We start from the raw sequence: 13238 nt of genomic DNA, 5'->3' as shown, positions 1-13238 counted from the left end.
TCAACACTATTTTACCATTCTTTCCTGGGAAATTTCTTGAAAAGTAGGCTTAAATAATGACCAATCTACGGTTTTATGTTGGACTTCGACACATACGATTGTACAGTCATCAATCGGCTGGTCATCATTACGGAAAGTATTCAAGATTTGCGGACAAATCTCCTGGATCGGGAGGCTTCTATGCTGTAATAAACTATTGCGAAGTAGCTTTTCTTGTTGATCCCATGGCATATCCTCAAAGAATAGACCATCTGTACACATGAAAATAATATCCCCTGCCTTCAAACTTCTTTGTTCGGCCTCTACCGAAAAGGAAGTGAATAATCCGAATGGTTCACTGGCACTTTCTACTCTTGTCACTTCTCTTCCTCTCACTAAATATGTTGCCATACTTCCAGCCTTCCATGACCATAGTTTGCCGTGTTGCAAATCAACTAAAGCAAAGTCCATCGTTGCATACATTTCTTCCTCTTGCTTTAGTGACATAACATAATGCAATGTATGCATTGCTGTTTCGGGAGACATTTGATGATGCAAACATTCACGCATAAGACGAATGAGTTTCCTACTTTCTTTATGCGCTCGTTTATTATGTCCCATTCCATCAGATAACATAATTGCTGTTAATCCTGGATTAAGAGAAAATATAGCATGCGAATCTCCTGAATACATCGTATTATTCTTTGAAATGGATAATACATCATATTGCATTGTAAATCGTATAGCAGATCGGAAGGTGATTTGCAGATGTGCGTATGGCTTTGTTTTCTTTACTGTTTGATGAATTTCAAAAGGCTCTTTAAAGACTTCCTGCAAAGCTGGAAGAATCAATCTTTCTGCAACCATCTGGTCTGTTTCCCATTGCGTTTTCTTATATGGTATGCAACATACTATTTTTCTATTGCCGGGGTCATTGGTTAAAATATCAATTTGGAAAAAATCAATACCAATTTCTTCAAAGCGATTTGCTAATTGGTCTTCCTGTTGTTGAAATGAAACCGTATCGTTCGTCATATCCTTCATAACACTATCAATATGTGTAGACATATCCTTTAACTGTAATGCAATCATTTTCTTACCGTGTTGGAACTGGCCACTTAGTTGCTGTTTAGAAACAAATTCAGCTAAAGCATTTAAAAACAATGCAGAGCGAACACATTTATAACGGATTTTATCATCATATTGTAACTTAGAAGCATTATGGCCGGCTGCTTGTGCCATTAACCATTGTTGCATTAGTGGCTCCATTTCATTTTTATCAGCTCCCCAACATCTTTCAAATTGATAACAACTTTCGCACGGTGACAGTGGCCTCGCTTCTACATCATCTGTTAACTGTTTTTCAGTCACACCAAAACGATCATTGACAAGTTCCTTCATAAAAATAACAAAATCATTAAAATTGGTTAATTTCATCGTCACCTTTTCTGTAAGCCACCTCTGCCTTTCTAATAATACTTCTTCATGATTCGGATATAATTGACGTTGCCAATACATTAACCAAGTTTTAGGCATAGTAAGAAATAGAAGAGTAGCAACCCCTAAGGCCGAAAAGTAGGTTTTATCAATTGGCAAAGTAGCATCATAAAGTGCAAAAAATGCAGTTGCAATACTACTACCTAACACAATTCCAAAACGTCCTAACTTTTTACACACACCTGCGCATAATCCTGTTAACGCATAAACAGCAATCATTCCACTAAAGGATAAATGAGATAAACTAATGATTGTCCCCATCAAAACGGCAATGGCAGTAGATAGCGTTGCGCCCCCTACATACGCAGATCCTAATATTATGAACTGTAACGCTATATAAGTAGGTGACAACACATTCCAAACGACGTTATTCGTTGCGGTTAACATTGTCGCCAAAACAATTAAAGCTGCGCCCATTCTTTCTAAAGACCATGAAGCTGTCCATAAAGCTGGCATCGGTAAAAATAACTGCATTAAAAATAAAGTCATAAATATGGATAATATACTTTCATAACCAACATATAATAGAATTAACGTTGGAGGCTCTCCATGATAAGAAATCATTTGCCATCCAATTTGCGTTAAAAACACTGACACACCTACTAAAATTGCAATTGGCCATTTACGAATAAAAGTTTTCATAAAGAGACTAAAGAGAAGCAATTCAATTAGATGAATGGTCAATTCTCCAAAACCTAATGTAATACTCCCAATAACTCCACCAATGAGCGTCCATATAAAATAATCTCGATGATTGATAAATATGATGGCCATTGTTGGTAAAAAAAATGGAACAATCGCTTCAAAAAGTACGGCCTTTGATAAGAAAAAAGCAGCGAAACATAATGTCACAGCAAAGATTACAGGATATTGTTGTTTCAAATTCAAAGATACTTTTGGGATTGATAGTTTATTTGGTTGTATGAACGCTTTTCTCATAGTAACAAAACCTCCATTATACATTTCTGATAGTATAACTGGAAAGTTGTGTAAAGTTTGTCTGTTTGTGAAGGGTTTAATAAAAATCGTTCGACGATAAATCACATAGACCATAGTTTTTTAACAAAAATCGCTTGACACCTTATAATATTCTCTTGTATTATGTATTATGTTGTTCACGAAGGCGGCGTAGCTCAGCTGGCTAGAGCGTACGGTTCATACCCGTGAGGTCGGGGGTTCGATCCCCTCTGCCGCCATATCTTTTATAGTAGCAGGCCAATTGTTTGGGCCACTTATATTCGGCCCCTTGGTCAAGCGGTTAAGACACCGCCCTTTCACGGCGGTAACACGAGTTCGAATCTCGTAGGGGTCATCAAAAAAGAAACTCTCCATTAGGAGAGTTTCTTTTTATTTGTCGATATTTTGAAAATGAACTCTAATACAGACTATGAGCACTGGTTCTCTTGCGACAAGCTAGCGATGAAGTGCACCGATAAAAGCCTTTCTATATAAAATCCCCATAAAGAAAAAAGGTTGTCATATAAGTGTTTTTCTACACTTATATGACAACCTATCAAATATTAATAAAACACTTTTTCTACGATTAAAATAGCCAGCAAGTTATCCTCTTCTTGCGCCACGGCCACCACGTTTAGAATCTTGTGCACGCTTTAATGTTGTAAGGCGATCTTCACTATCTTTTAAGAAGCGCGCCATTTTTTGTTCAAAGTTTTCTTTTGGTTGACCGCCACGATCATTTGAACGATGGTTGTTGTTGCGCGAACGTTGAGGACGTTCTGGTCGTTCTGGTCGTTCTGCTTGAGGTTTTGCTTTACGGATTGATAAACCAATTTTACCGTCAGCTTCAACATTCATAACCTTTACTTCAACCATGTCTCCTACTTTCAAATGTTCATTAATATCTTTAACATAGTTGTCAGCAACCTCGCTAATATGAACAAGACCTGTTGAGCCATTTGGCAGCTCCACGAATGCTCCAAAATTTGTGATACCTGTTACTTTACCTTGTACCTTGCTGCCTACTTCAATTGACATAAAAAAAATGCTCCTCCTTAAAATTTAAGCGACTTATAAGTCTAATAATCAATTTGTAAAACTTGAGTGATTCTTACCTTTATTATAGCCAACAAAAAAAGAGTGTCAATAAGACTACTCTTTTGAATCTGTTTTTTTCTTATCTTTTTCGGAAGTTTTTGGAATTGAAAAAATAATTTCCCCATCCTCAGATAAGAATAAATCCTTACGTGCAAGCTTAGCGATGTAGTCATCATCTTTTAATTTAGCAATTTGAATATTCAAGTTTTCTTTGTTTTCTTTTTGTTTTGCTAAATCATGTTGAAGCTCAACTTTTTGCTGTTCCTTTTCCGCTAATGTATGTTTTTGTTTAATCAACATGAATACAAGGGAACCTGCAATTAGAACAAATACTAGTGTCATACATGTTAGGCGACGATATAAGCCTATCTTACGATTTCGGTTTACCTGTTTTCTGTGTGTTTCAGTTTTTGTGTAATCTGTAGGCATTGGAGTAGTTTTTTCATATTGTCGTTTAGTTGTTATTGGCATGCGGGTACCCTCCCTTGAGTAGATTTTGTACGATCATAAATATTTACATATCGAACCTATTATACCTAACTTTTTCCTATTTTTTAAGAGTCAACTTTTTGACTTTTTTTGTAACAATGAAAATAGGATACGTAATAATTCTGTAAATAGCAAAAAGTAATCGAATGATTTGTCTTATAAGACTCACAAACAAATGTAATATAAACCCTATAGGCCGTATTACTAAAGTGTCTACAAGTCTTCCTATAAAACGGAAGAACCTTTGTAAAAACAATTGGTAAAGACAAAATCCTAACAATTGAGAGAGAAAGTCAACAAAATGCCATTCTCCATCTCTTACAATCATTAATAATGAAAATGTGCTAATTCCTAATAGAATCCATGTAGATAACTCAAATATGATGTAGCCTTTTCGCCGTAAAGATTTCGGTGGCGCATAATGACTTAATGTTCGTACCAAATCAATACAAGCAGCTCCTATAACACCACTAGTAATTAGTACTGTTATACTAAGGAATTGTTCAGAAACTGTCATCCAAATAATTTATGCAAGATACCACGGGATAGTCCACTTTCCTCTTCATCATATTGAAGGTTTTTCACTGTACCTTCTAACGTGAGCAACCCTTTATCTACATCTAAATGTACAATTCTTAAATCTTCTCCACGAATCTGTAAATGCCCTTGAGAGGTGAGTACAAAAAACTCCTCTTGATCAAAGCGTTCAATTGATTTTACAGATGTAACATCCATTCTTTTACGATTTCGTACCGTTAGTAAATGATCTCCTGTTGGAATTGTATAAGTCGCATTATCTTGTTGAAATGTCATTTTCTTTCCCCCTCCTTGTCCTGTCTATTAACTATATGCTTGGACATTCCTTAATATGAGAGAAAAAATAAAATCACTATCAATAATTTTGATAGTGATTTTATAATCAGAAGTAAGATGTTTCAAGTTTATCTATCACATATGTTTTTTCTATTGCATAATATCGCTTGATAGAAATAACATTATTCTTCATCATCAATAAATTGGGGCTCAACTCTATCTAGCTTTTCTTCTTTTAAGATTGTAAACATTTTAGCAGCGTCTTCTTTACGTACTATTTCTTTTAATTCTTCAACACGTACAGTTACTATTTTTTGACCAAAGCGAATTGCTAGCTCATCGCCTACTTTAACCGCACTGCTTGCTTTTACTACTTTACCGTTGATCGTAATACGACCTTGATCTGCTACTTCTTTTGCTAGAGTGCGGCGCTTTATCAATCGAGAAATTTTCAAAAATTTATCTAATCTCATATAAGTAACCTCTTTTCTTATTGTTTAGATTCTTGCCAAAATTGATCTAGTTCTTCAAATGAATAGTCTTTAAAATCTTTGTGACCTGCCATAACTTGTTGTTCGACATAGCCGAATCTCTTAGCAAATTTAGCATTTGCATGAATCATTGCATCTTCTGCTGAAATTTTATATACGCGTGCTAAGTTTACTAGTGTAAATAATACATCACCAAATTCATCAAGTCTTGTCTCTGGTGTTCCGTTTTTTACTTCTTGACGGAACTCATGCCACTCTTCTTCTACTTTATCCCAAACTCCTTCAACATCTGGCCATTCAAAACCTACTTTTGCTGCTCTACGTTGATAGTTATAAGATGTTTGTAGCGAAGATGTCGCACGATATTCACCTTTTAATAGAGGTTCGTAATTGTCATCATTTTGATGTTCTTTTTTCTTTATTTTTTCCCAATTTGCATTAACATCTTCTACACTATTTACCTTTACATCACTAAAAACGTGTGGGTGACGGCGAATCATTTTGCCTGCAACCCCCTCTAGGATATCTTCTAAATTCCAGTATCCTGAATCCTCTGCAATTTGAGCATGTAAGAAGACCTGTAACAACACATCACCAAGTTCTTCAATCATATGCTCATCATCTTGTTCATCAATAGCTTGTAAGAATTCATGGACTTCTTCCAACATATAACGTTTTAAGCTTTCGTGAGTTTGCTCACGATCCCATGGACAACCTTCTGGGCTTCGTAAAATAGAAATAATGTCGCGGAATGTCGACCATTCACGCAGAGCATCTTCTTTATCTTTAATAGGCGGAACATACACCGTTGTTAAATTATTAATTTCTGTAACATGATCTAATTCATGTAGTGGTACAGTACGGACGAATTCATCTTTTGAGCCCGCTGCTGTCACGATTGTCACTGGATAGTCTGGGTGGTATTTTTCTAATAGTGTAAGTTTCACTTCAGAAGCACTAAATTGATCATATACTTGTGCGATTAATAGATGATTATACATATTCACTTCATGTATCGAGAACGTGGTACCGTTGACCAGTTCAAAACCATCGATTGGGTCAATTCGAAGAGCACCAAAAATAGCATCTAAGAAACTTTGACCACCTTCAATTTTGAGCTGAACCTTCCCTTCTTTTTCTGCTTGAATAAGCAGTTGAACTGTCATTTCAGCCATTAAAGGGTGCCCTGGAACAGCATATATTATATCTTCTGTTTCTATATAATTTAGTAATGTTGTGACGATTTCTTCGTAAACAGGGAGAAAATCATTATGTTTTTCATAGATTGCATCAAAGCTTTCGAATTCAATGCCCTCTTTTGCCAATTCGTTTAATACTGCATGTTCTTTTGTACGAACACATATCTTCTTTGCTTGCTTTAATTTTCGATAGACGCCTATCGGAAGTTGTTCAAAATCTCCTGCGCCTAATCCAATGACTGTAAGTTGATGCATATTCTTCACCTATTTTTATTTATTTTTTTCGATTGATCCAAAGCTGATAACTAGCCATACGACGCCCTAAGGGAAGTAAATACCAATCTCTAACAGATAAAATATTTAACTTTGCGAGCATTGTCAAAAATACAAAAGCACCAATTCCCGCTTTCAAAACGCATAGAATCAACGCTCGCACGCGCCCCGATAAGGAAGGGAAAAACATTGGTTCTACGAACATCGTAAATAGTACAACAAATAATACCATCGCGAGCGTAGCGAGCGCCGCGCCACTATAAAAACGGGTTGTTGATAGATGGATATTTTTCACTCTTTTAAAGTAACTTATAAGCCCCATCGTCGTCATAAAAAGTCCTAAATTCCCAGCCCACGCGGCTCCAATAATACCAAATTTTAGAATAAATAATTTATTACAAAGCATTTTGGCAATGATCCCTACTACTATTAGTAATGCCGGTATTTTTAATCGATCTAACCCTTGTAACATTGCCGTTAATGTCATAATTAATGATAGCCAAACAATTTGAAATACAAATACAGATAATACATTTGATAAATCTGCATTCTCAAAAAGGGCTGTATTTATATTTGGCATAACCAGTATTAATCCTACTGTAGCAGCTATTCCAAATAATAGAGATGTACGATATGTGAGCTGGATAAATCGATCGGCATTTCTGCCATCGTCTCGTTTTGATGCATGTGCTACAAGGGGGACAATTGCAAGAGAAAGAGAAGAGGCAACGACAAGTCCAACCTGTACTAACGGCTGTCCCCGATCATATATTCCTTTCGTTTCCATTGCCTTTAATGACGATAACCCCAACTCCTGCAATGCACTGTATATAGTAAATGAATCGACTAATTGAAATACTAGCAGTACTAAACTACTCATACTTACACTGATACTTAATACCATTAACTTTTTAATTATTGGCCATTTTGCTAGACTTATTTTTACTTCTCGGTTATATTTTGCACCAAAAGATGAATGCTTTTTCATATACCATGCTAATAAAAGAATGCCTGCAATCTCTCCTACAACCGTTCCTAAGACTGCTATTTTCCCTGCACCATATAAAGATTCTGTTGTTGACATGATGGCCCATGTACCACCTAAAATAACAGCCACTCTAACAGTTTGTTCAACTACCTGTGCATAAGCAACCGGTTGCATAATGCCTGTAGATTGAAATAGCCCCTTATAAATAGCTAATAGTGGCATACAAAATACAACAAACGCACCGATTTTAAGAAGCCCTGCGAGTTTGGGGTCACCCATCAAATGTGCAAAAAGCGGTGCACCAAAATACAAGATCACAAAACACACCATTGATAGCAAAGTTAGAAAGTGAAATATAATACGTAGCATAGCACTTCGCTCGGCACGCTTATTACTTTCGTCTAAATCAGCGAGCATTTTGGAGATGGCTACAGCTATACCACTAGATGTCCACGTAACAAATAAAGCTACAAAGGGATATACTTGCTGGTAAATATAAAAACCATGGTCTCCAACTAGATTTTGAAATGGCACACGGTAAACCATGCTCAATACCTTCACAAAAAGAGCTGCTACTGTGAGTAATGCAACTCCCTTTAAATAAACTTTCATCCCCCATTTTTCGGACATGATAATCCTCTTTCCTGTAAAATTCATCAAATACAACACGAATAATTGACAACAGTATAGCATATTACCCCTATCGTCGAAACGTCTCCCATCTTTTATGCCAGCAAATCGACCTTAGAAGCTCGTACCCAGAAAAAATTAAAAAGAACACATAATTCACCTCAAGTATATGTTTCCTTTAATTCATTTTTCTGGAATATTGACGATAATTATTATAACAAATAGGTCAAAGGAGGGTTTTCATGAAGGTTTCCGTCTCAAAAATAAATACATTTCAAAATACAGCACAGTTTAAACAATCTCCTTTAACTCAAGAGAGTTATTTACAAATAGAAAAAAGGTTAAAAAACAAATCACCACGTATTATTACGGAAAGGAAAAATGGCTTTGTTCGTAAATATCTTTTAAAAGAGGATGGCACGAAGGTTTTAATCTTTGAAACACGGATCAATGAACAACCCTTACTTCCTGATTCTGAAAAGCCATCACAAATTCCTACTTCTTCTACAAACACTACAAAGGAGATGTTAGACTACCTCAATGTTTCTTCTCAATTCAGATCAATTCATCTTAAAAAATACAGATTATAAAGCAAAAAGGCCATTCACTATTGATCATATCAACAGTCGAATGGTCTTTTGTCATTAATCTTCCATTTGCTTTGCCAAAAAATGCGCTGCTGTCTCCGCTACTTTTTGCTCTGTATCACCAATAAAATGCATCTTCGATAAGATGTAGACAGCTCCTATTGCATCCCCTGCAACAACAATCGGTGCAATACAATAGGATTTGATTTGTTCAATTTGGCCTGGTACGATTTCTATGGAGTTTTCATGTTTTTCAACGATAATCGTACGCTGTAAAATACAATCTTCAGCGAAGGAAGATATCTGGCGGTGCATATACTCCTTTTTCGATACACCCGCTACAGCAATAATTTCATCTCGATCACTAATAAGTGCACTTGTACCTAAAGTTTCAAATAATGTGTCTACATACGAAAGGGCAAAATCACTTAATTCATTAATAGGAGAGTATTTCTTTAATATAATTTCGCCTTCGCGATCAGTAAATATTTCTAACGGATCACCTTCACGAATGCGTAAAGTTCTTCGGATCTCTTTCGGGATTACTACACGTCCTAAATCATCGATTCGACGTACAATGCCTGTCGCTTTCATTCGTGTTGCCTCACTTTCGACAAATTTTCATAATAGTACTTGTCGCTAGTATGGTTCAACCAAATATAAATTATACATGACAATTATTAGTCTTTTATCTCTACTTTTTCCCGTATTGCATTAGGTAGTAATTTCAGCAATGACTCTAAAATATCAAATGGCAATTGCTTTTCTGCCTTTTTCTCATCAATTGTTAATATAAGTCTCTGCCCTTCTAATTGGAATCCCACTGCACGGCCAAATTGCATTGATTCTGAAACAATTTTCCCGCCATCGAGGTTCGCAGTCCCATCTTCTGAAATATCAATCGTAATGATTTTATTTTTGGTCTTAATCGACTCAACTCCAACTTTTTTAGCCCAAACTTTAATACGTGCTATACGTAATAAACGTTCTGTTTCAATTGGTAAATCTCCAAAGCGATCATGTAATTCCTCGATAATTTCAGCGTAATCTTCCTCTTCATCCATTCCCTTAATGCGCTTATACATTTGAATTTTTTGATAGCCATCTGTTATATAAGCATCTGGGATATAGGCATCATACGGAAGTAAAATTTCGATATCTTTTTCTTCTTCTTTTTTCACACCTGTTTGGCGTTCAGCAATTGCCTCTTCTAGCATTTGAGAATATAAATCGAAACCTACAGAATCAATAAAGCCATGTTGTTGAGAGCCTAGTAAATTTCCTGCTCCACGAATGGATAAATCCCGCATCGCAATTTTAAAACCAGATCCAAGCTCTGTGAATTCTTTTACGGCTTGTAATCTTTGTTCTGCAACCTCAGTTAGCACCTTATCTCGTTGGTACATGAAATAAGCATATGCAACACGATTTGACCGTCCAACACGTCCACGCAACTGATAAAGCTGTGATAGTCCCATACGATCTGCATTATTAACAATCAACGTATTCACATTTGGAATATCAATACCTGTTTCAATAATAGTAGTCGTGACTAAAACGTCATATTCTCCGTCCAAAAATCGTAGAATAACAGATTCTAATTCAGACTCTGACATTCGACCATGGGCAAAACCAATTCGTGCATCCGGCACAAGCATTTGAATTTCATCAACTTTACGAGCCATATCCTCAACACGATTGTGTAAATAGAAGATTTGCCCACCTCGTGACATTTCGCGTTCAATCGCTTCACGTACTAATGCTCCATTATGTTCCATGACATACGTTTGCACCGGGAAACGATCTGCAGGTGGTGTCTCAATTACAGATAAGTCTCGCACACCGACCATCGACATATGCAATGTACGTGGAATAGGAGTGGCTGTTAATGTCAATACATCGACATTCGTCTTTAACTGTTTAATCTTTTCCTTATGTGTTACACCGAAACGTTGTTCTTCATCGACCACGAGTAGTCCAAGATTTTTATATACAACGTCTTTTGATAATAGGCGATGTGTGCCGACAACAATATCGACTGTACCATCCTTTAACCCCTTCAGCGTCTCATTTTGTTGTTTACGAGTGCGGAAACGGCTTAATAAGCCAATTGTAACCGCTTGATCTTGAAATCTCTCTTGGAGCGTTTCGAAGTGTTGCTGAGCCAAGATGGTTGTTGGTACTAAAAAAGCTACTTGTTTACCATCCATAATTGCTTTAAATGCACCTCGAATGGCTACTTCTGTTTTTCCATAACCTACATCACCACAAACAAGACGATCCATTGGGCGCTCTTTTTCCATATCAATCTTTACTTCTTGAATTGTACGTAATTGATCTTCTGTTTCTTCATAGGCGAAGGCTTCCTCAAAAGCACGTTGCTCATCCCCATCAGGAGAAAAGGCAAATCCTTTTTCTGCTTCACGCTTTGCATATAATTTTATAAGATCATCTGCAATATCTTGAACTGCTGATGATACCTTACTTTTGGCTTTTTTCCACTCTGTTCCACCAAGTTTATGAAGCTTTGGTTCTTTATCTTCTGAGCCGACATACTTTTGGATTAAATCAATTTGATCAACAGGAACATATAGTTTATCATCTGCACGATACCGGATGTGCAAATAATCTTTATGTTTACCATTGACGTCAAGTGTTTCAATACCTATATACTTCCCTATACCATGGTGAACATGCACAACATAATCGCCAGGTTTTATTTCTGTGTAACTTTTAATCCGTTCTGCATTTGTCATTTTTTGAGGGCGGCTTTTTTTCTTTGGTTTTTGCTTGAAAAGTTCTTCCTCAGTAACAATCGCTAAACGTTGTAAAGGTAACTCAAAACCTGCAGTTAATTTACCAGTAATTGCGAAAATACCTTCTGCCTTTGGTTCGCCAATTTGTATATGAATATCGTAATCTTCTAAAGTAGTTTGAATCGTTGTTAGTCGCTCTTCATCTTCTGTTACAAAAAGAACGGTGAATTTCCCTAATTGCCAACGTTCTACTTCATTTTTGAGCAATGGCATTTGTCCATGGAAATGTTGCATAGGTTTACAAGAAAAACTTGTCGTCTTCTTAAAACGAATACCTGCAAATGCTCTTGCAAATAACGCAAAATAGATAGATGGAAGATGAATCATCGCTATAATCTCTTTTAATGAAAAAGAAGGATTTGCTGCATGTACCATTTTCCCTTCTTCAAGTAAAGATAAAAACCATTCTTTCTCTTCCTTTTCCCAAGCTTCCATCACTTCTTGAATTCGCCCAAGCTCGTCATAAACAACAAGCCCATCTTGAGCAAAGTAATCTCCCAAGAATGCTGGACGATCGTATAGTAATGAACCGTAGCGATTCGTAAACTCTGGTAATTCACCTTGTTTTAGTAACTCTATATCGGCTTGAACATGTTGATATAGTTGTTCCTGAACTTCCTTCTTTTTCACCTTTTTTAAACTATCAGCTAAAGCGCCTTCTAGTTTTTGTGCTAACTTTAGACGTTGATCTTTCGTTAACACAAATTCAGATGCCGGTAAAATATGAAGCTTATCTAATTTTCCAATCGAGCGCTGATTATCAGCTGAAAATGTACGAATAGAATCTACTTCTGTATCAAATAATTCAATACGTATAGGATTCTCAACATACGGAGGATAAATATCCAAAATACCACCGCGTAAAGCAAACTCACCAGGTGTTGTGACCATTTGACTTCTGGTATAACCCATTATCACCAATTTTTGAAGCCATTCTTCTACATTGATTTCTTCACCGATAGCAACATTGAGATGTAATGTTAGCCATTCCTCTTTTGGTGCCATCATTTTGCGCATACCAGCAATAGGGATAATGTATATCCCTTTTTGCTGGTGTAACATATGGTCTAATGTCTCTATACGTTGCGCTCTTAGCTCTGGACTTGCAATTGACATATCCGCAGCTATAAACTCATCTGCTGGATAATAGTGAACATAATCTTCACCAACAAGTTTCACTAAATCATCAAACATCTTCTGTGCTTGCAATAAATTGGGTGAAATTATGTAAATAGGTTTATTTATATAAGCATAAACAGCGTCTAAAAAGGCTGGTCTAGCACTACCTGAAAGACCAGTAATTAATTGTTCTTCTTGACCACTTTTTATATCATCTAACAATCTTTTCACGTGCGTATCTTGAGATAATAATTGACGTAATATTTCCATAATGGCCTCCCTTCGTTAGCAAATAAATGCTA

General features: G+C 36.3%; 11 protein-coding genes and 2 tRNA genes. 3 read left to right on the top strand and 10 right to left on the bottom strand.

What is annotated here, in order from left to right:
• Positions 1–6: 6 nt before the first annotated feature.
• The gene (locus ACIQ4I_RS20295) at positions 7–2415 is read right to left on the bottom strand and encodes a SpoIIE family protein phosphatase (protein ID WP_403099488.1); all 2409 of its coding nucleotides are present in this window, start codon (positions 2413–2415) and stop codon (positions 7–9) included.
• A 183-nt stretch (positions 2416–2598) separates the two neighbouring features.
• Between ACIQ4I_RS20295 and ACIQ4I_RS20290 the strand changes: the two genes are divergently transcribed.
• Positions 2599–2672 (top strand) — tRNA-Met (locus ACIQ4I_RS20290).
• 44 nt (positions 2673–2716) lie between these two features.
• Positions 2717–2788 (top strand) — tRNA-Glu (locus ACIQ4I_RS20285).
• A gap of 248 nt (positions 2789–3036) precedes the next feature.
• On the opposite strand, the gene ACIQ4I_RS20280 is transcribed toward ACIQ4I_RS20285, so the two are convergent.
• From ACIQ4I_RS20280 to ACIQ4I_RS20250, 7 genes are all read right to left on the bottom strand, one after another.
• Positions 3037–3471: a S1 domain-containing RNA-binding protein gene (locus ACIQ4I_RS20280; protein ID WP_403099485.1), complete on the bottom strand. Its 435-nt coding sequence runs from the start codon at positions 3469–3471 to the stop codon at positions 3037–3039.
• A gap of 114 nt (positions 3472–3585) precedes the next feature.
• Positions 3586–4002 (bottom strand): FtsB family cell division protein, encoded by a 417-nt coding sequence (locus tag ACIQ4I_RS20275; protein ID WP_403099483.1) that lies wholly within the window; start codon positions 4000–4002, stop codon positions 3586–3588.
• Positions 4003–4078: 76 nt separating this feature from the next.
• Positions 4079–4537, bottom strand: a complete 459-nt coding sequence (yabQ, locus tag ACIQ4I_RS20270; protein ID WP_403099480.1) for a spore cortex biosynthesis protein YabQ — start codon at positions 4535–4537, stop codon at positions 4079–4081.
• Complete coding sequence (gene yabP, locus ACIQ4I_RS20265; protein ID WP_102693370.1) at positions 4534–4833, bottom strand: sporulation protein YabP; 300 nt, start codon at positions 4831–4833, stop codon at positions 4534–4536. The genes yabQ and yabP overlap by 4 nt, the downstream gene beginning before the upstream one ends.
• 182 nt (positions 4834–5015) lie before the next feature.
• Positions 5016–5306: an RNA-binding S4 domain-containing protein gene (locus ACIQ4I_RS20260; protein ID WP_403099477.1), complete on the bottom strand. Its 291-nt coding sequence runs from the start codon at positions 5304–5306 to the stop codon at positions 5016–5018.
• Positions 5307–5323: 17 nt separating this feature from the next.
• Positions 5324–6778, bottom strand: a complete 1455-nt coding sequence (gene yabN, locus ACIQ4I_RS20255; protein WP_403099475.1) for a bifunctional methyltransferase/pyrophosphohydrolase YabN — start codon at positions 6776–6778, stop codon at positions 5324–5326.
• Positions 6779–6797: 19 nt separating this feature from the next.
• Positions 6798–8414: a putative polysaccharide biosynthesis protein gene (locus ACIQ4I_RS20250; RefSeq protein ID WP_403099473.1), complete on the bottom strand. Its 1617-nt coding sequence runs from the start codon at positions 8412–8414 to the stop codon at positions 6798–6800.
• A gap of 242 nt (positions 8415–8656) precedes the next feature.
• On the opposite strand from ACIQ4I_RS20250, the gene ACIQ4I_RS20245 reads away from it, so the two are divergent.
• The gene (locus ACIQ4I_RS20245) at positions 8657–9004 is read left to right on the top strand and encodes a hypothetical protein (RefSeq protein WP_403099471.1); all 348 of its coding nucleotides are present in this window, start codon (positions 8657–8659) and stop codon (positions 9002–9004) included.
• Positions 9005–9058: 54 nt separating this feature from the next.
• On the opposite strand, the gene spoVT is transcribed toward ACIQ4I_RS20245, so the two are convergent.
• Together spoVT and mfd are read right to left on the bottom strand one after the other, a co-directional pair.
• Positions 9059–9595, bottom strand: coding sequence for a stage V sporulation protein T (gene spoVT, locus ACIQ4I_RS20240; protein ID WP_397536746.1), 537 nt, complete (start codon positions 9593–9595; stop codon positions 9059–9061).
• 86 nt (positions 9596–9681) lie between these two features.
• Positions 9682–13206 carry a transcription-repair coupling factor gene (gene mfd / locus ACIQ4I_RS20235; RefSeq protein WP_403099468.1) on the bottom strand — a complete coding sequence of 1175 codons (3525 nt, stop codon included), beginning with the start codon at positions 13204–13206 and terminating at the stop codon, positions 9682–9684.
• Positions 13207–13238 lie beyond the last annotated feature (32 nt).

Origin of the sequence: Rummeliibacillus sp. NPDC094406 (genome assembly GCF_044763875.1) — a bacterium.
GTDB lineage: Bacteria > Bacillota > Bacilli > Bacillales_A > Planococcaceae > Rummeliibacillus.
This window is presented reverse-complemented; position numbering and strand designations above follow the sequence as displayed.

Bases quoted from the DNA above. Each gene is read 5' to 3' on its own strand.
- ACIQ4I_RS20295 (WP_403099488.1), bottom strand. From the start codon at position 2,415: ATGAGAAAAGCGTTCATACAACCAAATAAACTATCAATCCCAAAAGTA.
- ACIQ4I_RS20280 (WP_403099485.1), bottom strand. From the start codon at position 3,471: ATGTCAATTGAAGTAGGCAGCAAGGTACAAGGTAAAGTAACAGGTATC.
- ACIQ4I_RS20275 (WP_403099483.1), bottom strand. From the start codon at position 4,002: ATGCCAATAACAACTAAACGACAATATGAAAAAACTACTCCAATGCCT.
- yabQ (WP_403099480.1), bottom strand. From the start codon at position 4,537: ATGACAGTTTCTGAACAATTCCTTAGTATAACAGTACTAATTACTAGT.
- yabP (WP_102693370.1), bottom strand. From the start codon at position 4,833: ATGACATTTCAACAAGATAATGCGACTTATACAATTCCAACAGGAGAT.
- ACIQ4I_RS20260 (WP_403099477.1), bottom strand. From the start codon at position 5,306: ATGAGATTAGATAAATTTTTGAAAATTTCTCGATTGATAAAGCGCCGC.
- yabN (WP_403099475.1), bottom strand. From the start codon at position 6,778: ATGCATCAACTTACAGTCATTGGATTAGGCGCAGGAGATTTTGAACAA.
- ACIQ4I_RS20250 (WP_403099473.1), bottom strand. From the start codon at position 8,414: ATGTCCGAAAAATGGGGGATGAAAGTTTATTTAAAGGGAGTTGCATTA.
- ACIQ4I_RS20245 (WP_403099471.1), top strand. From the start codon at position 8,657: ATGAAGGTTTCCGTCTCAAAAATAAATACATTTCAAAATACAGCACAG.
- spoVT (WP_397536746.1), bottom strand. From the start codon at position 9,595: ATGAAAGCGACAGGCATTGTACGTCGAATCGATGATTTAGGACGTGTA.
- mfd (WP_403099468.1), bottom strand. From the start codon at position 13,206: ATGGAAATATTACGTCAATTATTATCTCAAGATACGCACGTGAAAAGA.